At 64.6% G+C, this 20,374-nt stretch carries 26 protein-coding genes; all 26 read left to right on the forward strand.

The features are described 5' to 3' along the window. The coding region (locus ACT53N_RS00705; RefSeq protein ID WP_476062094.1) for a hypothetical protein at positions 1 to 207 on the forward strand (207 nt) is incomplete at its 5' end. Continuing rightward, positions 204 to 581, forward strand: coding sequence for an NADH-quinone oxidoreductase subunit A (locus ACT53N_RS00710; RefSeq protein WP_010919822.1), 378 nt, complete (start codon positions 204 to 206; stop codon positions 579 to 581). The genes ACT53N_RS00705 and ACT53N_RS00710, both read left to right, overlap by 4 nt. After that, a complete protein-coding gene (locus tag ACT53N_RS00715; RefSeq protein ID WP_476062095.1) occupies positions 551 to 1,153 on the forward strand; it encodes a NuoB/complex I 20 kDa subunit family protein in 603 nt (200 codons plus the stop codon). The genes ACT53N_RS00710 and ACT53N_RS00715 overlap by 31 nt, the downstream gene beginning before the upstream one ends. Further along, a complete protein-coding gene (locus ACT53N_RS00720) occupies positions 1,150 to 1,743 on the forward strand; it encodes an NADH-quinone oxidoreductase subunit C (RefSeq protein WP_476062096.1) in 594 nt (197 codons plus the stop codon). The genes ACT53N_RS00715 and ACT53N_RS00720 overlap by 4 nt, the downstream gene beginning before the upstream one ends. A 21-nt stretch (positions 1,744 to 1,764) precedes the next feature. Next, entirely contained in the window at positions 1,765 to 2,160 is a 396-nt protein-coding gene (locus ACT53N_RS00725; RefSeq protein WP_010919819.1) for a hypothetical protein, read from the forward strand. 2 nt (positions 2,161 to 2,162) lie between these two features. Continuing rightward, positions 2,163 to 3,413 (forward strand): NADH-quinone oxidoreductase subunit D, encoded by a 1,251-nt coding sequence (locus tag ACT53N_RS00730; protein ID WP_476062097.1) that lies wholly within the window; start codon positions 2,163 to 2,165, stop codon positions 3,411 to 3,413. Continuing rightward, positions 3,410 to 3,742, forward strand: coding sequence for a nuclear transport factor 2 family protein (locus tag ACT53N_RS00735; RefSeq protein ID WP_476062098.1), 333 nt, complete (start codon positions 3,410 to 3,412; stop codon positions 3,740 to 3,742). Before ACT53N_RS00730 ends, ACT53N_RS00735 begins: the two co-directional genes overlap by 4 nt. Further along, entirely contained in the window at positions 3,739 to 4,425 is a 687-nt protein-coding gene (gene nuoE / locus ACT53N_RS00740) for an NADH-quinone oxidoreductase subunit NuoE (RefSeq protein ID WP_476062099.1), read from the forward strand. Before ACT53N_RS00735 ends, nuoE begins: the two co-directional genes overlap by 4 nt. Before the next feature lies 1 nt (position 4,426). After that, complete coding sequence (locus ACT53N_RS00745; RefSeq protein ID WP_476062100.1) at positions 4,427 to 4,651, forward strand: hypothetical protein; 225 nt, start codon at positions 4,427 to 4,429, stop codon at positions 4,649 to 4,651. Further along, positions 4,648 to 4,914 (forward strand): hypothetical protein, encoded by a 267-nt coding sequence (locus ACT53N_RS00750; protein ID WP_476062101.1) that lies wholly within the window; start codon positions 4,648 to 4,650, stop codon positions 4,912 to 4,914. Before ACT53N_RS00745 ends, ACT53N_RS00750 begins: the two co-directional genes overlap by 4 nt. Positions 4,915 to 4,917: 3 nt before the next feature. Then, on the forward strand, positions 4,918 to 6,237 hold the full coding sequence (gene nuoF / locus ACT53N_RS00755; protein ID WP_476062102.1) for an NADH-quinone oxidoreductase subunit NuoF: 1,320 nt from the start codon (positions 4,918 to 4,920) through the stop codon (positions 6,235 to 6,237). A gap of 5 nt (positions 6,238 to 6,242) precedes the next feature. Continuing rightward, a complete protein-coding gene (nuoG, locus tag ACT53N_RS00760; protein WP_476062103.1) occupies positions 6,243 to 8,303 on the forward strand; it encodes an NADH-quinone oxidoreductase subunit NuoG in 2,061 nt (686 codons plus the stop codon). Between the two features lie 4 nt (positions 8,304 to 8,307). Next, entirely contained in the window at positions 8,308 to 9,381 is a 1,074-nt protein-coding gene (nuoH, locus tag ACT53N_RS00765; RefSeq protein WP_476062104.1) for an NADH-quinone oxidoreductase subunit NuoH, read from the forward strand. After that, on the forward strand, positions 9,381 to 9,620 hold the full coding sequence (locus ACT53N_RS00770; protein ID WP_476062105.1) for a hypothetical protein: 240 nt from the start codon (positions 9,381 to 9,383) through the stop codon (positions 9,618 to 9,620). The genes nuoH and ACT53N_RS00770 overlap by 1 nt, the downstream gene beginning before the upstream one ends. Beyond that, positions 9,617 to 9,841, forward strand: a complete 225-nt coding sequence (locus ACT53N_RS00775) for a hypothetical protein (protein WP_476062106.1) — start codon at positions 9,617 to 9,619, stop codon at positions 9,839 to 9,841. The genes ACT53N_RS00770 and ACT53N_RS00775 overlap by 4 nt, the downstream gene beginning before the upstream one ends. A gap of 10 nt (positions 9,842 to 9,851) precedes the next feature. Then, on the forward strand, positions 9,852 to 10,343 hold the full coding sequence (nuoI, locus tag ACT53N_RS00780; RefSeq protein WP_476062107.1) for an NADH-quinone oxidoreductase subunit NuoI: 492 nt from the start codon (positions 9,852 to 9,854) through the stop codon (positions 10,341 to 10,343). An 82-nt stretch (positions 10,344 to 10,425) separates the two neighbouring features. Continuing rightward, positions 10,426 to 11,043, forward strand: coding sequence for an NADH-quinone oxidoreductase subunit J (locus ACT53N_RS00785; protein ID WP_476062108.1), 618 nt, complete (start codon positions 10,426 to 10,428; stop codon positions 11,041 to 11,043). Next, positions 11,040 to 11,345 (forward strand): NADH-quinone oxidoreductase subunit NuoK, encoded by a 306-nt coding sequence (gene nuoK / locus ACT53N_RS00790; RefSeq protein WP_010919806.1) that lies wholly within the window; start codon positions 11,040 to 11,042, stop codon positions 11,343 to 11,345. The genes ACT53N_RS00785 and nuoK overlap by 4 nt, the downstream gene beginning before the upstream one ends. An 8-nt stretch (positions 11,346 to 11,353) precedes the next feature. After that, the gene (nuoL, locus tag ACT53N_RS00795; RefSeq protein WP_476062109.1) at positions 11,354 to 13,405 is read left to right on the forward strand and encodes an NADH-quinone oxidoreductase subunit L; all 2,052 of its coding nucleotides are present in this window, start codon (positions 11,354 to 11,356) and stop codon (positions 13,403 to 13,405) included. Then, positions 13,402 to 14,904, forward strand: a complete 1,503-nt coding sequence (locus ACT53N_RS00800; protein ID WP_476062110.1) for an NADH-quinone oxidoreductase subunit M — start codon at positions 13,402 to 13,404, stop codon at positions 14,902 to 14,904. Before nuoL ends, ACT53N_RS00800 begins: the two co-directional genes overlap by 4 nt. Then, the gene (nuoN, locus tag ACT53N_RS00805; protein ID WP_476062111.1) at positions 14,897 to 16,357 is read left to right on the forward strand and encodes an NADH-quinone oxidoreductase subunit NuoN; all 1,461 of its coding nucleotides are present in this window, start codon (positions 14,897 to 14,899) and stop codon (positions 16,355 to 16,357) included. Before ACT53N_RS00800 ends, nuoN begins: the two co-directional genes overlap by 8 nt. Position 16,358: 1 nt before the next feature. After that, positions 16,359 to 17,111: a biotin--[acetyl-CoA-carboxylase] ligase gene (locus ACT53N_RS00810; protein WP_476062651.1), complete on the forward strand. Its 753-nt coding sequence runs from the start codon at positions 16,359 to 16,361 to the stop codon at positions 17,109 to 17,111. Further along, positions 17,108 to 17,893, forward strand: coding sequence for a type III pantothenate kinase (locus tag ACT53N_RS00815; RefSeq protein WP_476062112.1), 786 nt, complete (start codon positions 17,108 to 17,110; stop codon positions 17,891 to 17,893). Before ACT53N_RS00810 ends, ACT53N_RS00815 begins: the two co-directional genes overlap by 4 nt. Then, positions 17,893 to 19,572 (forward strand): ribonuclease J, encoded by a 1,680-nt coding sequence (locus ACT53N_RS00820; protein WP_476062113.1) that lies wholly within the window; start codon positions 17,893 to 17,895, stop codon positions 19,570 to 19,572. Before ACT53N_RS00815 ends, ACT53N_RS00820 begins: the two co-directional genes overlap by 1 nt. 107 nt (positions 19,573 to 19,679) lie before the next feature. After that, positions 19,680 to 20,099 carry a methylmalonyl-CoA epimerase gene (gene mce, locus ACT53N_RS00825; protein ID WP_476062114.1) on the forward strand — a complete coding sequence of 140 codons (420 nt, stop codon included), beginning with the start codon at positions 19,680 to 19,682 and terminating at the stop codon, positions 20,097 to 20,099. Beyond that, a complete protein-coding gene (locus ACT53N_RS00830) occupies positions 20,099 to 20,359 on the forward strand; it encodes a DUF1467 family protein (protein WP_096051218.1) in 261 nt (86 codons plus the stop codon). Before mce ends, ACT53N_RS00830 begins: the two co-directional genes overlap by 1 nt. The last annotated feature ends 15 nt before the right edge of the window (positions 20,360 to 20,374 follow it).

The following is a 20,374-nucleotide window of genomic DNA, read 5'->3' on the forward strand; positions in this document are numbered from 1 at the left end:
CCGCATACCCCTTCGCCGAAGCGAAAGTGCGACCCGCCAATCGGCGAGGCGCGTCTGATATGTCGGGTGAAGACTCGTGTCAACGGCCATCTCGAAGAACCGACAAATCGCGTCCAGTTGCGATCGTTTCTCAATGTGCGCGGGGTGTTTGAAGCGCTGGCGACAGTGGGCTACAACCCGCTCGATTCAAGCCAAGGGCTGTCATGACCGCCTTCCTTCTCCAATACCTGCCGATCGTGATCTTTCTCGGGATCGCGGCGGCCATCGGTATCGTCTTCCTGCTCGCCGCCGCGGTGCTCGCGCCCAAGGCGCCGGACCCGGAAAAGCTGTCCGCCTATGAGTGCGGCTTCAACGCCTTCGACGATGCGCGGATGAAGTTCGACGTCCGGTTCTATCTGGTCTCGATCCTCTTCATCATCTTCGACTTGGAAGTGGCGTTCCTGTTCCCCTGGGCGGTCACGCTGATGAAGTTGCCGCAAGACGTCGCGCAGTTCGCCTTCTGGTCGATGATGACCTTCCTGGGCGTCCTGACCGTCGGCTTCATCTATGAATGGAAGAAGGGCGCCCTCGAATGGGAGTGATCGTTCCCGCCAACTCGTCCCCGGTCCCGGCGCTGTCCGCCGGCCGCTCGACGGTCGAGGGCTATGACCCCAAGCTGCATGACCCGTTCTTCGACGGCGTCTCGCAGCAACTGGCCGATAAGGGCTTCATCACGGCCGCCGCCGACGATCTCATCACCTGGGCCCGCACCGGCTCGCTGATGTGGATGACGTTCGGCTTGGCCTGCTGCGCCGTCGAGATGATGCAGGCCTCGATGCCGCGCTACGATCTTGAGCGCTACGGCTTTGCGCCGCGCGCCAGCCCGCGTCAGTCGGACGTTATGATCGTCGCCGGCACGCTGACCAACAAGATGGCGCCGGCTCTGCGCAAGGTCTACGACCAGATGCCTGAGCCGCGCTACGTGATCTCGATGGGCAGCTGCGCCAATGGCGGCGGCTATTACTATTACAGCTATAGCGTCGTGCGCGGCTGCGACCGCGTCGTGCCTGTCGACATCTACGTACCGGGCTGCCCGCCGACCGCCGAGGCGCTCGTCTACGGCGTGCTGCAGCTGCAGAAGAAGATTCGCCGGACGGGGACGATCGAGCGATGAGCGAAGCCCTGGAACTGCTTGGTCAGGACATTGTCGCACGCGCTCCGGGCGTGCTGGGACATTCTGTCGCATTCGGCGAGCTGACTATCGTCGCCCGCGCGGCGTCAGTGATCGAAACGCTGACCTTCCTGCGTGACGACGCGGCGTGCCGCTTCCACCAGCTGATCGACCTGACCGGCGTGGACTATCCAGAGCGTGCTGCACGCTTCGATGTCGTCTATCATCTGCTGTCGCTGGTGAAGAACCATCGGATCCGCCTGAAGGTCTCGACCGACGAGGACACACCCGTTCCCAGCGTGACGCCGGTTTTTCCGGTCGCCGACTGGTTCGAGCGTGAGGCGTTCGACATGTACGGGATCTTCTTCGACGGTCACCCTGACCTGCGTCGAATCCTGACCGACTATGGCTTCCACGGCCACCCGCTTCGGAAAGACTTCCCGATGACGGGCTATGTGGAAGTGCGCTACGACGACGAACTCAAGCGCGTCGTCTATGAACCTGTGAAGATTACCGAGTTCCGTGCGTTCGATTTCCTCTCGCCCTGGGAAGGCGCCAAGTACGCGCTCCCCGGTGACGAGAAGGCGCAATAGCGAGCAAGGGGATGCCGACTCATGGGTTTGCGACGGCCTTCGTTCCGTTCCGCCACAGCGTTCTTCTTGGTCGCCTTTTCGACCGCGTTCCTGATGACTATCGGAATGCGGCTGACGGGGTGGTTCACGAAGGCGCCGACGATCTCGGCGGATCAGAACAAGTCGCTGGGCGTCGCGATCATGATCTCGGTGATCACGCTGGCGATCGGCGCCAGCATCCGGCGGATGGAGGTGGCCGAGTTGCGCAGCGCGCTGCTGGGAGCCGCCTCGGTCTTGCTGGCCTTGCCTTTGTCTCAGGCCGCGATCTCCCAAAGCTGGGACGTCGCGACCACCATCATCACCTTGCTGGGCGTCGTCTTGCTGATCGCGGGACTGATCGTGTCGCTCAGCATCGAACAGCGTAACGAAGGTCCATAGTCATGACCGGAACGCCATCGCCCATCGCGGCGACTGAACTTGTCCGAGACGAAGCCGCGGTTCCGGCCGTTCCGGAAACGCCTGTTCGCAAGTTCAACATCAACTTCGGCCCGCAGCATCCGGCCGCGCACGGCGTGCTGCGCCTTGTGCTGGAGCTGGACGGCGAAATCGTCGAACGCGTCGATCCGCACATCGGCCTGCTGCATCGCGGCACCGAGAAGCTGATGGAAGCGCGCACCTATCTGCAGAACGTGCCGTACTTCGACCGCCTCGACTACGTGGCGCCGATGAACCAGGAGCATGCGTTCTGCCTGGCGATCGAGAAGCTGCTCGGCGTTGAAGTGCCGATCCGTGGCCAGATCATCCGCGTGCTCTACTCGGAAATCGGCCGCATCCTGAACCACCTGCTGAACGTGACGACCCAGGCCATGGACGTCGGCGCCCTGACGCCGCCGCTCTGGGGCTTCGAGGAGCGCGAGAAGCTGATGGTGTTCTACGAGCGCGCTTGCGGTGCTCGCCTGCACTCCAACTACTTCCGTCCGGGCGGCGTCCACCAGGACCTGCCGCCGGAACTGGTCGAGGACATTGACGCCTGGGCCAAGGCCTTCCCGAAGATCTGCGACGACATCGAGGGTCTGATCACCGACAACCGCATCTTCAAGCAGCGCAACGTCGACATTGGCGTGGTCAGCAAGGAAGACGCGATCAGCTGGGGCTTCTCGGGCGTGATGGTGCGCGGTTCGGGCATCGCCTGGGACCTGCGCCGCAACCAGCCGTACGAGAACTATAACGACTTCGAGTTCGACATCCCGCTGGGCAAGAACGGCGACTGCTATGATCGCTATCTGTGCCGCATGCAGGAGATGCGCGAGTCGACCAAGATCATCCGCCAGGCTTGCGAGATGCTGCGTAAGACGCACGGCCCGGTCCTGTCGGAAGACAACAAGGTCTCGCCGCCCCGCCGCGCCGAGATGAAGCGCTCGATGGAAGCGCTGATCCACCACTTCAAGCTTTACACTGAAGGCTTCAAGACGCCGGCCGGTGAAGTCTACGCCTGCGTCGAAGCGCCGAAGGGCGAGTTTGGCGTGTTCGTCGTCTCGGACGGCACCAACAAGCCTTACCGCTGCAAGATCCGCGCGCCGGGCTTCCCGCACTTGGCGGCTATGGACTGGTTGAACCGCGGCCACCAGCTGGCCGACGTTTCGGCCATCCTGGGCTCGCTGGACATCGTGTTCGGGGAGATCGACCGTTGAGCCTGGCCGACATAGCCCAGGCGCAGCTCGATGCCTACAACGCCCAGGATCTGGACGCGCATTGCGCCCACTTCACCGACGACGTAGTCGTCGCCGGGCTGAACGGTGACGTTGCTCGTAAGGGCATCGAGGCCTATCGCGCCTTCTACGCCAAGACCTTCGCCGAGTTCCCCAAGAACCAAGCGACGCTGCTGAACCGCATCGTGGTCGGGTCCAACGTGATCGATCACGAGCATGTCGACCGCGGTAACGGCGATGCGCCGTTCCAGGTCGCCGCCATCTACACCTTCAAGGGCGACAAGATCGCCCGCGTGGATTTCGCCCGATGAGCGTCCGTCGTCTCGCTAAAGAACAGCCCGCCAGCTTCGCCTTCTCGAAGGAAAGCCAGGCCAAGGCCGATTGGTGGAAAGCCAAGTACCCCGCCGAGCGCAAGCAGTCGGCGGTGATCCCGATGCTGTGGCTGGCCCAGAAGCAGGAGGGCTGGATCTCCGAGCCGGCGATCCAGGAGATCGCCAAGCAGCTCGAGATGCCGGTCATCCGCGTGCTGGAGGTCGCGACCTTCTATGTGATGTTCCAGCTGCAGCCGGTCGGCAAGGTCGCCTTCGTGCAGCTGTGCGGTACCACGCCTTGCCAGCTGCGCGGCGCGCTCGACCTGCGCAAGGTGCTGGAAGATAAGATCGGTCCGGCTCACCACGTTTCGGCCGATGGCAAGTTCAGCTGGGAAGAGGTCGAGTGCCTCGGCGCCTGCTGCAACGCGCCGATGGCCGCGATCAACGACTACTACTACGAGGACCTGACGCCGGAGAGCCTGGCGACGATCCTCGACGACTTCGCCGCCGGCAAGGCGCCGAAGCCGGGCAGCTATGAGGGCCGTGGCGCTTCGGAGCCGAAGGGCGCGATCCACACCCTGATCGATCCGAAGCTGTACGACGGCTCGGCCGCCAAGAAGATCAAGATCCCGAACCTGCCTGAAAAGCCGAAGAAGGCCCCGAAGTCGGAGCCTGCCGCCTAACATGACCACTGACGCCGCCCTCCAGAAGAAGCGCCTCACTGCGATGCTCGTCATCAACGCGGTGTGCTTCGTGCTGGCCGGCGTGGCGATCTATGGCGCGGTGTCGCTGCGGATCGACTGGCTGCGGCTGGTCTTCCTGGGCGCCATCGTCGCGGGCCTTGGCTCGCATATCTGGTTCATCCTGGGCTGGATGCGGGCGACCAAGGGGGAGGGCGCCTCGTCATGATCGACGACAGCGACCTCAACATGCGCAAGGCGGCGTATGCCGACACCCTGCGGGGTCTGCATCGCCGCGAGCGCAGCGTCGGTTTCGTCGCCTGCCTCATCGGCGCGATCCTCCTGATCTGGGGTCGTGTCGTCGAAGGCGCGCCGTTCTGGGCGGTTGTGGCCGGTCTCGCCATCATTGGCGTGGGTTGGTCGCTTTTCGCCTATGTCATCATTCGTCGGACGCGCTATGTGCGCGCCCATCCATTCGATCCGCAAAGCTGAGTCATGGTCGGTATCCTCGAAGACAAGGACCGCATCTTCACGAACCTCTACGGTCTCCACGACTGGGGCCTTGAGGGCGCGAAGAAGCGCGGCTGCTGGAATGGCACCAAGGACATCCTGGACGCCGGGCGCGACTGGATCATCGAGAACATGAAGAACTCCGGCCTGCGCGGCCGGGGCGGCGCCGGTTTCTCGACCGGCCTGAAGTGGTCGTTCATGCCCAAAGAAGTGAAGGAAGGTCGTCCTCACTACCTGGTGGTCAACGCCGACGAATCCGAACCAGGCACCTGCAAGGACCGGGAGATCATGCGGCATGATCCGCACCTCCTGATCGAGGGCTGCCTGATCGCCTCGCGCGCGATGCTGGCCCATGCCTGCTACATCTACATCCGCGGCGAGTACGTCTTCGAGCGCGAGCGCCTGGAAGCGGCGATCAAGCAGGCCTACGAGGCCAAGCTGATCGGCAAGAACAACGTCCATGGTTGGGACTTCGATCTCTACGTCCACCACGGCGCCGGCGCCTATATCTGCGGCGAAGAGACGGCCCTGTTGGAAAGCCTGGAAGGCAAGAAGGGCCAGCCGCGCCTGAAGCCGCCGTTCCCGGCCGGCGCTGGCCTCTACGGCATGCCGACCACGGTCAACAACGTCGAATCGATCGCCGTCGCGGGTACGATCCTGCGTCGCGGCGCGGCCTGGTTCGCCGGCTTTGGTCGTCCGAACAACGCCGGCACCAAGCTCTTCTGCGTCTCGGGGCACGTGAACCTGCCCTGCAACGTCGAAGAGGCGATGAGCATCCCGTTCCGCCAGCTGATCGAGGATCACTGCGGCGGCATCCGGGGCGGCTGGGGCAACCTGAAGGCCGTCATTCCGGGCGGCTCGTCGGTTCCGATGATCCCGGCCGAGCAGTGCGAAGACCTGCCGATGGACTTCGACGCCTTGCGGAACCTGAAGTCGGGCCTGGGCACCGCCGCCGTCATCGTCATGGACAAGGACACCGACCTCGTCCGGGCCATCGCTCGCCTCTCGTACTTCTACAAGCACGAGAGCTGCGGCCAGTGCACGCCGTGCCGTGAAGGCACGGGCTGGATGTGGCGCGTCATGGAACGCATGGTCACCGGCGAGGCCGATCCGAAAGAGATCGACACCCTGCTGGACGTCACGACCCAGGTCGAAGGTCACACCATCTGCGCCCTGGGCGACGCGGCCGCTTGGCCGATCCAGGGCCTGTTCCGTCACTTCCGCCATGAGGTGGAGGAGCGGATCGCTTCCTATCGTAGCGGTCGCCTGCACGTGCAGGGCGCCAAGCTGATCGCGGCGGAGTAACAAGAATGGCAATCGCCAAGGTCAATGGCGTCGAGGTCGAGTTCGAACCCGGCATGACGGTTCTGCAGGTGGCGGAGCTGGCTGGGGAAGAGATCCCGCGCTTCTGCTATCACGAACGCCTGTCCATCGCCGGCAACTGCCGGATGTGCCTGGTTGAAGTGAAGCCCGGCCCGCCGAAGCCGCAGGCCTCGTGCGCCCTGCCGGCCGCCGAAGGCCAGGAGATCTTCACCAAGACTCCGATGGTCAAGAAGGCCCGCGAAGGGGTGATGGAGTTCCTGCTCATCAACCACCCGCTGGACTGCCCGATCTGCGACCAGGGCGGCGAGTGCGACCTGCAGGACCAGGCGGTCGGCTATGGCCGTGACGACAGCCGCTATGAAGAGAACAAGCGCGCCGTCGAAGAAAAGTCGATGGGCCCGCTGATCAAGACTGTGATGACGCGTTGCATCCAGTGCACGCGCTGCGTCCGCTTCATCACCGAGGTGGCCGGCTCGCCGGAGATCGGCCTGATCTCGCGCGGCGAAGACGTTGAAATCACGACCTATCTGGGCGCGGCGGTGACGTCGGAGCTCAGCGCCAATGTCATCGACCTTTGCCCCGTCGGCGCCCTGACCTCCAAGCCCTACGCCTTCGAAGCCCGTCCGTGGGAACTGAAGAAGACCGAGAGCGTCGACGTCATGGACGCCCTGGGCTCGTCAATCCGCGTCGACGCGCGCGGCGCGGCTGTTTTGCGCGTGCTTCCGCGCATCAACGACGACGTCAACGAAGAGTGGATCTCGGACAAGACCCGCTATGCGGTTGACGGCCTGGGCCGTCAGCGCCTTGACCGTCCGTACGTCCGCGTTGGCGGCAAGCTGAAGCCAGCGACCTGGGCCGAGGCTTTCGCCGCCATCGCCGCCAAGGTGAAGACGAGCGCGCCGGAGCGCGTCGGCGTCATCGCCGGCGACCTGCAGGACGCTGAAAGCCTGAAGGCGGCCAAGGATCTCTTCACCGCCCTCGGCGTGAAGAACCTCGACAGCCGTCAGGATGGTTCGGCCCTGGGCGCGGGTCCGCGCGAAGGCTGGCTGTTCAACTCGACCATCGCCGGCATCGAGAACGCCGATGTGGTGCTGTTCGTCGGCGCCAATCCGCGTCTTGAGGCCCCGGTGCTCAACGCCCGCTTCCGCAAGCAGTGGCTGGCCGGCAAGACCCGCTTCGGCGTGGTCGGCGAGCAGGCCGACCTGACTTTCGGCTACGACTATCTCGGCGCCGGCGCAAAGACCCTGTCGGGCCTGGCCAAGAGCAAGAACGACTTCGTCGCCGCCTTCAAGGCCGCCGAACGTCCCGCGATCATCATCGGCCAGGGCGCTCTCGCCCGCGCCGACGGCGCGGCGATCCTCAAAGCCGCCGCCGGCCTGGCCAAGACCGTGAAGGTCGTCCGCGAAGGCTGGAACGGCTGGAACGTCCTGCACACCGCCGCCGCGCGCGTCGCTGGCCTCGACATGGGCTTCGTCCCGGCCGAGGGCGGTCTTGCGACCGCCGACATGCTGAAGCCCGGCGCTCTGGACGTGCTGTTCCTGCTCGGCGCCGACGAGTGCGAAACCGCTGCTTCGGACGCCTTCAAGATCTATCTCGGCACCCACGGCGACAACGGCGCCCATAAGGCGGACGTGATCCTGCCGGGCGCGGCCTATACCGAGAAGAACGGCCTCTATGTGAACATGGAAGGACGCGTCCAGATGGGCCGCCGCGCCGTGTTCCCGAAGGGCGAGGCCAAGGAAGACTGGTCGATCCTGCGGGCGCTGTCCGAGGTGCTGGGCCACAAGCTGCCCTACGACAGCCTGGACCAACTGCGCGCCAAGCTGTTCGCCGACCATCCGACCTTCGGTCAGATCGACTACGCGCCGGGTTCGGTGGCGACGTCGTTCGACGTCGGCGCCCTGGGCGTTGACGGCGAGGTCTCGGACGCGCCGTTCGAAAGCCCGATCAAGGCCTTCCACCTGACCAACCCCATCGCGCGCGCCAGCGTGACCATGGCCGAGTGCGCGGCCGTGGCCTCGGGCGCCGCCAAGATCGCGGCGGAGTAGGCCGATGCAAGCGTTCTTCGCCAACCCCGCCGTCTCCTGGACCCTGCTGACCACCGGCGGGATCCTGCTGGTCGTGATCTGGGTGCTGCTGAGCTTGGCGTTCCTGCTGCTGGCCGACCGCAAGATCTGGGCCGGCGTCCAGATGCGCAAGGGTCCGAACGTCGTGGGGCCGTTCGGCCTGCTGCAGTCCTTCGCCGACTTCTTCAAGTTCGTGCTGAAAGAGATCGTGATCCCTGCGGGCGCCGACAAGGTCGTCTTCATCCTAGCGCCGCTGATCAGCCTCATCCTGGCCTTTGTCGGCTGGGCCGTCGTGCCCTTCGCGCCGGGCTGGGTCGTCTCGAACCTCAACGTCGGCATTCTCTACCTGCTGGCGATGAGCTCGCTGGGCGTCTACGGCATCATCATGGGCGGCTGGGCTTCGAACTCGAAGTATCCGTTCCTGGGCGCCCTGCGCTCTGCGGCTCAGATGGTGTCGTACGAAGTGTCGATCGGCCTGATCATCATCACGGTGATCCTGCTGGCCGGTTCGATGAACCTGTCGACCATCGTCGAGAAGCAGTCGGGCTGGATCTGGAACTGGAACGTCTTCGGCGGCGCTGGGCTGAACAATCTGATCCTGCTGCCTGTCATGGTCGTAGCCATGGGCATGTTCTACATCTCGGCCCTGGCCGAGACGAACCGCCCGCCCTTCGACCTGCCGGAAGCCGAGTCGGAACTCGTGGCCGGTTATCAGGTCGAGTACAGCTCGACCCCCTACCTGCTGTTCATGGTCGCCGAGTATTCAAACATCGTCCTGATGTGCGCGATGATCAGCGTCCCGTTCTTCGGCGGTTGGAACCCCGGGTTCCCGACCGACTTCCTGAACAGCTGGCATCCGTTCGCGGCCAATTTCTTCCTGGCCTTGGTGTTCTACGCCAAGATCTGCTTCTGGTTCTTCATGTTCGCCATGGCGAAGGCCATCGTGCCTCGCTACCGCTACGACCAACTGATGCGTCTGGGCTGGAAGGTGTTCCTGCCGACGTCGCTGGTGCTGGTCGCCGCGGTCGCCGCCTGGCGCGTGTTCGGTCCGGCGGCCTGATGCGCCGGACCACGATCCTGGCCTTGAGCCTGACCGGCGCCGCCCTGGCGGCCTGCCAGGCGGTCTCGGCGCCGGATCGGTCCTATTCCCTCGGCGACGGCGTCGTCAGCTATGACGACCTCCGGCGCGAGGGCGACAAGTGCAAGGCTTCGGGTGGAACCATCCGGGCCAAGCAGGACGGGGGCGACCCTGTCCAGCTATCGAACTACACCTGCGTCATTCCCCGGACGGGGACATGAGGCAGGTCGTTCTCGGGATGGCGGTGATCGGCCTTTTGGCTGGCTGCTCGACTTGGAACGAAAGCATTCCGCGGCCGCCGGAGCGGACGCTTGAGGACAAGGTCGAGGCGCGCCGCAAGGCTGACGACAAGACCAAGAAGTGCGTCCTCGAGCAGACGTTGCGGCGGCAGCAAAAAGAGCAGGGTAGGGACGTCCGTCCCCTCCCTAAGGAAAAGTGTTAGGAGAGCTCTGGTGTTCCAGCGCATCACTCAGGCGGTCAAGGGCGCTGCCCTTCTGGACTTCGCGGGCGCGTTCGGCCTGGCCATGAAGTACATGGTCGCGCCGAAGAAGACCGTGATCTATCCGAACGAGCGCAACCCGCAGTCGCCCCGTTTTCGCGGTGAGCACGCGTTGCGCCGCTATCCGTCGGGCGAAGAGCGCTGCATCGCCTGCAAGCTTTGCGAAGCCATATGCCCGGCGCAGGCGATCACCATCGAGGCCGAACCGCGCGAGGACGGCAGCCGCCGGACGACCCGCTACGACATCGACATGGTCAAGTGCATCTACTGCGGCCTCTGCCAGGAGGCTTGTCCGGTCGACGCGATCGTCGAGGGCCCGAACACCGAGTTCGCGACCGAGATCCGCGAAGAGCTCTACTACGACAAGGAACGCCTTCTCGATAACGGCGACCGCTGGGAGCGCCTGATCGCGAAGAATCTGGAGTTGGACGCGCCGTACCGTTAAAGACGGGGCCGAATCCGGGGTAGGCGACGCGTCACACGGCGCGCCGTTGTTGGACTTAAGATTTCAGGGGAGCCCAGGGCCAATGCCCGTGCAGGCGATCGCATTTTATCTACTGGCTTTCGTGACCATAGCGGCGGGTCTCCTCGTCGTGTCGGCGCGCAACCCGGTGCACTCGGTGCTCTTCCTGATCACCGCCTTCTTCTCGGCCGCCGGCCTTTTCGTCCTGCTGGGCGCGGAGTTCCTGGCGATGCTTCTGGTCGTCGTCTATGTCGGCGCGGTCGCGGTGCTCTTCCTGTTCGTCGTCATGATGCTGGATGTGGACTTCGCCGAGCTTCGCCAAGGCTTCGTGCAGTACCTGCCGTTCGGCGGCTTGGTCGCCCTAGTGATCGCCATCGAAATGGTGATGGTCGTCGCGGCCGTCGCCACGAACGGCGCCGCCGCCAAGAACGCCGTGCCGAACGCTTCGCCGGGCGGGGTGCCCAACACCGAGGCGATCGGTCGGGTGCTCTACACCGACTATGTCTTCTTCTTCCAACTGGCGGGCCTGGTGCTGCTGGTGGCCATGATCGGCGCCATCGTCCTGACCCTGCGCCACAAGCCGGGCGTCAAGCGCCAGGACATCGGCAAGCAGGTCGCCCGCACGCCCAAGACCGGCATGGAGCTGGTTCAGATCAAGCCGGGTGAGGGGATCTCCGAATGATCGGCCTGCCGCACTATCTCGTCGTCGCCGCGATCCTGTTCACGATCGGCGTCTTCGGCATCTTCGTGAACCGCAAGAACGTCATCGTCATCCTGATGTCGATCGAACTGATCCTTCTGGCGGTGAACATCAACCTCGTGGCGTTCTCGGCCTATCTGCACGACGTGGCGGGCCAGATCTTCGCGATGTTCGTCCTGACCGTCGCCGCCGCCGAGGCGGCCGTGGGTCTGGCGATCCTCGTCACCTTCTTCCGCAACCGCGGCGATATCGCGGTTGACGACGCCAGCATGATGAAGGGCTAAGCGACGTCATGCAGACGCTTGTCACCATTCTCGTTTTCGCGCCGATCATCGCTGCGGCGATCGCCGGCCTGTTGGGCCGTCGTATCGGCAACGTGGCCTCGCAGTCGGTCACGACCGGCGCGCTGATCCTGTCGTGCGCGCTGTCCTGGTACACGTTCAGCCAATGGACCTGGGGGCACATGGAGGCCTTCACGGTCAACCTGCTGCCGTTCATCCACATCGGCGACTTCCAGGCCAACTGGGCGATCCGCATTGACGCCCTGTCGGCGACCATGCTGATCGTGGTCACGACGGTTTCGGCCCTCGTGCACATCTATTCTTGGGGCTACATGGCCGAGGACGACAGCAAGCCGCGCTTCTTCGCGTATCTGTCGCTCTTCACCTTCGCCATGCTGTCGCTGGTCACCGCCGCCGACTTCATGCAGCTGTTCTTCGGCTGGGAAGGCGTGGGTCTGGCCTCGTACCTACTGATCGGCTTTTGGTTCAAGAAGCCGTCGGCCAGCGCCGCCGCCATCAAGGCCTTCGTCGTCAACCGCGTCGGCGACTTCGGTTTCGCCTTGGGCATCATGACGACCTACTGGGCGTTCGGCACGATCCAGTTCGCCGAGCTGTTCCCGGTGATCCAGGCCAACGCCGGCAAGACCTGGGAATTCGCCGGCCATATGTGGCCGCTGATGGATATCGCCTGCTTCCTGCTGTTCATCGGCGCTATGGGTAAGTCGGCGCAATTCTTCCTGCACACGTGGCTGCCCGACGCCATGGAAGGCCCGACCCCGGTGTCGGCGCTGATCCACGCGGCCACCATGGTGACCGCCGGCGTCTACATGTTGTGCCTGCTGTCGCCGATGTTTGAATACGCCCCTGTGGCCAAGAACATCGTCACGGTCATCGGCGCGGTGACGGCCCTGTTCGCCGCCACGGTCGGCCTGACCCAGAACGACATCAAGCGCGTGATCGCTTATTCGACCTGTTCGCAGCTGGGCTACATGTTCTTCGCGGCTGGCGTCGGCGCCTACCACGCGGCCATGTTCCACCTGTTCACGCACGCCTTCTTCAAGGCCCTGCTGTTCCTGGGCGCCGGCTCGGTGATCCATGGCATGCACCACGAGCAGGACATGCGTCGTTACGGCGCCCTGGCCAAGTTGCTGCCGGTGACCTTCATCGCCATGACGATCGGCACGATCGCCATCACGGGCCTCGGCTTCCCGCCGCTGCACCTGGGCTTCGCCGGCTTCTACTCGAAGGACACCATCATCGAGGCGGCCTTCGCTGCGGGCGGTCACAACGCGCTCGCCATGTTCGCCTGGGTGATTGGCGTGCTCGTCGCGGGTCTGACCTCGTTCTACTCCTGGCGCCTGGCGTTCTTCACCTTCAACGGTACGGCGCGCTGGGGTCATGATGACCATGGCCACGACGACCATGGGCACGCCGCGCATGGCCATGATGACCACGCTCATGCGCACGACGATCATGGCCACGGCCACGACCACAAGCCGCACGAGAGCCCGTGGGTGATGTTGTTCCCGCTGGTGGTGCTGTCGATCGGCGCCGTCGCCGCCGGCTTCGTGTTCACCGGCTACTTCGTCGGCCACCACCAGGAAGAGTTCTGGCGCGGCGCCATCTACACCGCCCCGACCAACCACGTGCTGCATGAAGCGCACGAGGTGGCGACCTGGGTGAAGTGGAGCCCGCTGATCGCCTCGCTGATTGGTCTGCTGATCGCGGTCTATGTGTACCTGATCAAGGGCAATGAGCGCCTCGGCCTGAAGCTGGCCGAGCGCAAGGGGCCGCTGTACGTCTTCTTCTATAACAAGTGGTTCTTCGACGAACTCTACGAGGCGACGTTCGTGCGCTTCGCCAAGTTCCTGGGCGACCTGTTCTGGAAGGGCGGCGACCAGAAGATCATCGACGGCCTGGGTCCCGATGGCGTGAGCGCGGTCTCATATGAGGTCGGCAAGCGCACCGGAAAGTTGCAGACCGGCTATCTCTACCACTACGCGTTTGTCATGCTGCTCGGCGTCGCCGGCCTGCTGACCTTCGCCCTGTACGCATTCCGTTGAGGGGGACGGAGCTCATGAGCGGCCTTCTCAGCCTTACGACCTTCGCGCCCCTGGCCGGCGTTGCGGTGATCCTCGCCGCGCGCGCCCTGCATGGCGCGGGGGAAAAGACCGACACCCTGGCCAAGTGGATCGCGCTCGTGACCACGCTGGTCACGTTTGGTCTGTCGATCGTTCTTACCGCACAGTTCGACCCGAAGGACCCCGGCTTCCAGTTCGTGGAAGACGTCGCCTGGTTCGCGGGCCTGCACTACCGCATGGGCATCGACGGCATCTCGGTGCTGTTTGTCCTGCTGACGGCGTTCCTGCTGCCAATCTGCATTGTGGCTAGCTGGAAGTCGGTCGAGAAGCGCGTCGTCGAGTACCTGATCGCCTTCCTGGTCCTGGAGACTCTGGTGATCGGCGTGTTCTGCGCGCTGGATCTTGTGCTGTTCTACCTCTTCTTCGAGGGCGGCCTCGTCCCGATGTTCCTGATCATCGGCATCTGGGGCGGCAAGCGCCGCATCTACGCGGCCTACAAGTTCTTCCTCTATACGCTGCTCGGCTCGGTGCTGATGCTGGCCGCGATCCTGGCGATGATCGGGATCTCTGGCACCGCCTCGATCCCCGACCTGATGACCTTCAAGTTCGCCCCGTGGCTGCAGACCTGGCTATGGCTGGCCTTCTTCGCCTCGTTCGCGGTGAAGATGCCGATGTGGCCCGTCCACACCTGGCTTCCCGACGCGCACGTCGAGGCCCCGACGGCCGGTTCGGTCATCCTGGCCGGCATCCTGCTGAAGATGGGCGGCTACGGCTTCATGCGCTTCAGCCTGCCGATGTTCCCGCACGCCTCGGAGATGTTCCAGCCGCTGGTGTTTGCGATGTCGGCCATCGCCATCGTCTACACCTCGCTGGTCGCCTTCCGTCAGACCGACATCAAGAAGCTGATCGCCTATTCGTCGGTCGCCCACATGGGCTTCGTGACCATGGGCATCTTCTCGGGCAATGCGGCGGGCGAGCAGGGCGCTCTGTTCCAGATGCTGAGCCACGGGATCATCTCGGGCGCGCTCTTCCTCTGCGTCGGCGTGGTCTATGACCGCATGCACACCCGTGAAATCGCCTTCTATGGCGGTCTCACCAACCGCATGCCGATGTACGCGGCGGTGTTCCTGCTGTTCACCATGGGCAATGTTGGCCTGCCGGGCACGTCGGGTTTCGTGGGCGAAATCCTGACCATGACCGGTGTGTACAAGGCCTCGACCTGGACGGCGATCGTCTCGGCGACCGGGGTCATCCTGTCGGCCATGTACGCTCTGACCCTGTACCGCCGCGTGATGTTCGGTGAGATCACCAACCCTCAACTGGCTACGATCACCGATCTGGACAAGCGCGAGATCCTGATCTTCGCCCCGCTGATCGTGTCGACCCTAGTGCTGGGTGTTTATCCCAATCTCGTGTTCAACCTGACCGCGACGTCTGTCGACGCGCTCGTCGGCGCCTGGCGCGCCGCCGTGGGTGGGTGAGGAGCCAATGACCTTTTCCGCCAACTTCTCGCTCGTCCTGCCTGAGGTCGTTCTCGCGATCGCGGCTCTGGTTCTGCTGGTCGCCGGCGCCTTTCGGGGCAAGGTCGGGGCCATCTTCACGCTGGCGGCCGTCGCGTCGCTGATCGCCGCCGCCGCGACAGCGGTGCTCGGTCCCAAGGGCGCTGCCTTTGGCGGCGTCTATGTGGCCGACGCCGCCGCGACCTACGCCAAGGTCGCCATCTATCTGTCGAGCGCCGTTGCTGTCGTGCTTGGCGATCGCTGGCTGGCTCAGCGCGGCGACCAGAAGTTCGAGTACGCGGTGCTCGTGGTCCTGGCCGCTCTCGGCATGGGCGTCACCGCTTCGGCTGGCGATCTGATCAGCCTGTATGTCGGCGTCGAGCTGCAGTCGCTCGCACTGTACGTCCTGGCCGCCATGCGCCGCGACGACGCCAAGTCGTCGGAAGCGGGCCTGAAGTACTTCGTGCTCGGCGCCCTCTCGTCGGGCCTGCTGCTTTACGGCAGCTCGCTGATCTACGGTTTCACCGGTTCGACCCACTTCAGCCAGATCGCTCTGGCCGCCGCTCACGGCGGTTCGCACGGCGTGGGCCTGCTGTTTGGCCTGGTGTTCGTGATCTGCGGCCTGGCGTTCAAGGTCTCCGCCGCGCCGTTCCACATGTGGACGCCGGACGTCTATGAAGGCGCGCCGACGCCGGTCGTCGGCTTCTTCGCCGCTGCGCCGAAGCTGGCCGCCATGATGATGTTTGCCCGGGTTCTCGGCGACGCCTTCCCGGCGTCCGAGGCGCAGTGGCGCCAGGTCCTGGTGATCGCGGCTCTGCTATCGGTTTTCGTGGGCGCCTTCGCCGGTCTGGCGCAAAGCAACCTCAAGCGCCTTTGGGCCTACTCCTCGATCGCCAATGTCGGCTATGCGCTTCTGGGCGTCGCCGCGGGCGGCGAGGTCGGCTTGCAGTCGATGCTGATCTTCATGACGCTCTACATGGTGGACGTCACGGGCTTCTTCGCCTGCCTCCAGGCGCTGAACCGCGACGGCAAGCCGATGGAGACGATCCAGGATATGGCCGGTCTGGTGAAGCAGCGGCCGGGCGTCGCCCTGGCCATGACCGCGTTCTCGCTGTCGGCGCTGGGCCTGCCGCCGTTCTCGGGCTTCTGGGCGAAGTACTTCGTCTTCAAGGCAGCCATGGGCACGGGCGATGTCGTGATGCAGTGGGCCGCCGTGATCGGTCTGGTCGGCTCCGTGGTCGCGGCGTTCTATTACCTTCGCCTGATCAAGGCGATGTGGTTCGACGACGCTGCGGGCGCCGTGGACGCGCCGTCGCCGTCGGCTCGGGCCGTGGGTTTCGCTGCGGCGATCTTCTCGTTCCCGATCGTGCTTGTGGCCCTGGTCTGGCTCGAGCCGGCCGCCAAGGCCGCCGCCGCCGCCTTTGGTCACGCGTGACGTGACGGGCGTTTCGCCCGTCACTGTCCCCCCCATCGTCGTTTTCGACGAGATTGACTCGACGAACGCCGAGGCCCGTCGCCGGGCGGAAGCCGGCGAGGCGGGACCCCTGTGGTTTCTGGGTCTTCGGCAAACTGCTGGCCGTGGTCGTCGGGGGCGTGTCTGGGAGACCGGGGAGGGCAACCTCGCCGCGACGCTCTTGCTCCGCGCCGACAAGCCCCCCGCCGAGGCGGCGCAGGTCTCGTTCGTCGCTGCCCTGGCGGTCGCCGATCTGCTGGCCCGCTACGTCCCCAGCCACCTGATCAGCCTGAAGTGGCCGAACGACCCTCTGCTCGCCGGGCTGAAAGTCAGCGGCATCTTGGTCGAGTCGGGCGCTTCGCCGTTCGGCGGTCTTTGGCTCGCGGTCGGGATCGGCGTGAACCTCAGGCGCAAGCCGATCGACGCTGAGCGCCCGGCGACCGCCATCGCCACCTATCTGGAGACGCCGCCGTCGCCGCAAGAGGCCGCCGAGGTTCTGGCAGACGCCTTCGAGCGCTGGCGCCGCACCTGGGATGTCCTGGGGTTTCCCGCCATTGCGGACGCCTGGACCGCGCGCGCCCATGGGCTGGGTGAGCCTTGCGTGGCGCGTCTTGGCCATGAGACCGTCGAGGGGATCGCCGAAGCTCTCGACGCTGATGGCGCGCTTCGCCTGCGCCTGGCCGATGGCAGTGTGCGCCGGATCACCGCCGGCGATGTGTTTTTTGGAGGCGCTTGATGCTGCTGGCCATTGAGCAAGGTAACACCAACACCATGTTCGCGATCCACGACGGGGCGGCGTGGGTGGCGCAATGGCGCTCGGCGACCGAGAGCACGCGCACCGCCGATGAGTACGTGGTCTGGCTTTCGCAACTGCTGTCGATGCAGGGGTTGGGTTTCCGGGCGATCGATGCGGTGATCATCTCCAGCGTCGTGCCGCAGTCGATCTTCAACCTGCGTAACCTCAGCCGGCGCTATTTCAACGTTGAGCCGTTGGTCATCGGCGAGAACGCCAAGCTCGGCATAGACGTTCGGATAGAAAAGCCCTCCGAGGCCGGCGCTGACCGTCTGGTCAATGCGATCGGCGCGGCCATGATCTATCCGGGCCCGCTGGTGGTGATCGACAGCGGCACGGCCACGACGTTCGACATCGTGGCTGCCGACGGCGCCTTCGAGGGCGGCATCATTGCGCCCGGCATCAACCTGTCGATGCAGGCTCTGCACGAGGCGGCGGCAAAGCTTCCGCGTATCGCCATCCAGCGTCCCGCCGGTAACAAGATCGTAGGCACGGACACCGTGTCCGCTATGCAGTCGGGCGTCTTCTGGGGATACATTTCCCTGATCGAGGGCCTCGTCTCGCGCATCAAGGCCGAGCGCGGCGAGCCCATGACCGTCATCGCCACGGGCGGTGTCGCCTCGCTGTTCGAGGGCGCGACCGACAGCATCGACCACTTCGACTCCGATCTGACGATCCGGGGTCTCCTCGAAATCTACCGCCGAAACACCATCTCCGAGACGTGATGAAAAAGTCCAAGAACGACGAGTTCGTCTTCCTGCCGTTGGGCGGGTCGAACGAGATCGGCATGAATTTCAACCTGTACGGCTTTGGGCCGGCGCACGATCGCAAGTGGATCGTGGTCGACCTGGGGGTGACGTTTGGCGATCAGACCACGCCCGGTGTCGAGATCATCCTGCCCGATCCGACCTATATCGAGCCCTATGCCGACGATATTCTCGGCATCGTACTGACCCACGCGCACGAGGATCACCTGGGCGCCGTCCACTGGCTGTGGCCGCGCCTGAAGGCGCCGGTGTTCGCCACGCCCTTCACCGCCTTCCTGCTGCGCGAGAAGCTGCGTGACGCGGATCTGCTGGGCGAGGTGGAGATCACCGAGGTTCCGCTGGGCGGCAGCTTCAAGCTGGGCCCGTTCGAGCTGGAACTGATCACCCTGACCCATTCGATCCCCGAGCCGAATGGCCTTGCGATCAAGACGCCCTTGGGCACTGTGCTCCACACAGGCGACTGGAAGATCGACCCCGAGCCGCAACTCGGCGCGCCGACCGACGAGGCCGCCATCCGCCGTCTTGGCGACGAAGGCGTGCTGGCCATGGTTTGCGACAGCACCAACGTCTTCCAGGAAGGTTCGGCCGGTTCCGAAGCCGATGTCCGAGAGGCGCTTGGAGCTTTGATCAAGAGCCTCAGCGGCAAGATCGCAGTGGCCTGTTTCGCGTCGAACGTGGCCCGGATGGACACGGTGATCCGCGCGGCTCAGGCCTGCGGCCGTAAAGTCAGTCTTGCTGGTCGGTCGATGCATCGGATGGCCGCCGCCGCGCGGTCCGTCGGCCTGCTAGAGGGTCTGGAGCCGTTTATCAACGACGACCAGGCCAAGCATTTGCCCGAGAACGAGGTGCTGTATCTCTGCACCGGCAGCCAGGGGGAGGCGCGCGCGGCGTTGTCGCGGATCGCCGACGGCAGCCATCCCCACGTCAAGATGGGCTCGGGCGATCACGTGATCTTCAGCTCGCGGGTGATCCCTGGCAACGAGATCCCGATCCGCAACCTGCAGAACAAGTTGGCCGATCGCGGCGTGCGCCTGCACACCGAGCGCGACACGCCCGGCATCCACGTCTCGGGCCACCCGTGCCGGGATGAACTCCGCCAGATGTACGCCTGGGTGCGTCCGCATATCGCGGTTCCGACCCATGGCGAGCGTCGTCATCTGATCGAGCACGCCGCCCTGGCCAAGGATCTCCAGGTGCCTCACGCCGTCAGCCCGCGTAACGGCGACATGGTGCTGCTGGCGCCGGGCCAACCCGGGATCATCGATGAGGTCCCCGCAGGGCGCCTCTATGTCGACGGCGGCGTGGTGACGCCAGAGAACGGCGAAGCGCTGCGTGAGCGTCGCCACGCGGCCTTCAACGGCGTGCTGGCGGTGTCGATCGTGCTCGATGGCCGCAACAAGATCGTCTCTGGCCCGCAAATCCGCGGCATCGGCTTGACGGGAGACGATGAGTACTCGCTGGAAGACGCGCTGGACGACCTCTGCGAAGAGGCCGAGACCGCCTACAAGAAGCTGGACGGCGACGCGCGCGAGATCGACGAGACGATCGAGGGGGCTATCTCCCGCGCCGTGAAGAAGGCCGCTTTCCGCATTTGGGAACGCAAGCCCGTCGTTGAAACCACAGTTCTTCGGCTTTGAGCTACAGGGCGTCTGCGGCGGGTCCGTGGACGCCCCATCTTTCCGCGTTGCAGCACTGGTGCTAGGCCAACAGCCAACAACCAGAAAAGCAGCGGGAGTTCCTCCAGATGATCGGCAAGCTCAACCACGTCGGCGTCGCCACGCCTTCCATCGATGAGTCGGTTAAGATGTACCGCGATCTGCTTGGCGCCACGTCCATCACCGAAAAGTGGGCGATGCCGGAGCAGGGAGTCTGGGTCTGCTTCGTCAATCTGCCCAACAGCCAGATCGAGTTGATCGAACCCTACGGCGAGAAGTCGCCGATTCACGGTTTCCTGGCCAAGAATCCCAAGGGCGGCCAGCACCACATCTGCTTCGAGGTCGAGAACATCTACGAAGCGCGTGACGCGCTCGTGGCCAAGGGCGCGACGGTGTTGGGCGAGCCCCGCATCGGCGCCCATGGCACGCTGATCATCTTCGTACACCCCAAGGACATGGGCGGCATGCTTGTCGAGCTCATGGAAACGCCGAAGGACGCACATCACTGATGAGCCCGATCACCTGGTTCGCGATCTATATGACCATCTGGTGGACGGTGCTCTTCGCCGTCCTGCCGCTGGGATCGCGCAGCTTCTTCGAAGCTGGGATCAAGCCACCGCCGGGCGTTGACCCAGGGGCGCCGATGAATCCGAACCTGAAGCGCAAGTTCATCACCACCACCTGGCTGTCGGCCGTGGTGTTTGGGCTGTTCTTCCTGATCGTACACTTCAAGCTCATAACGCTTCCGGACCTGCCGGCGGCCGTCTGATGTGCGAATGCACAA

Source organism: Caulobacter sp. DMC95 (assembly GCF_056313785.1).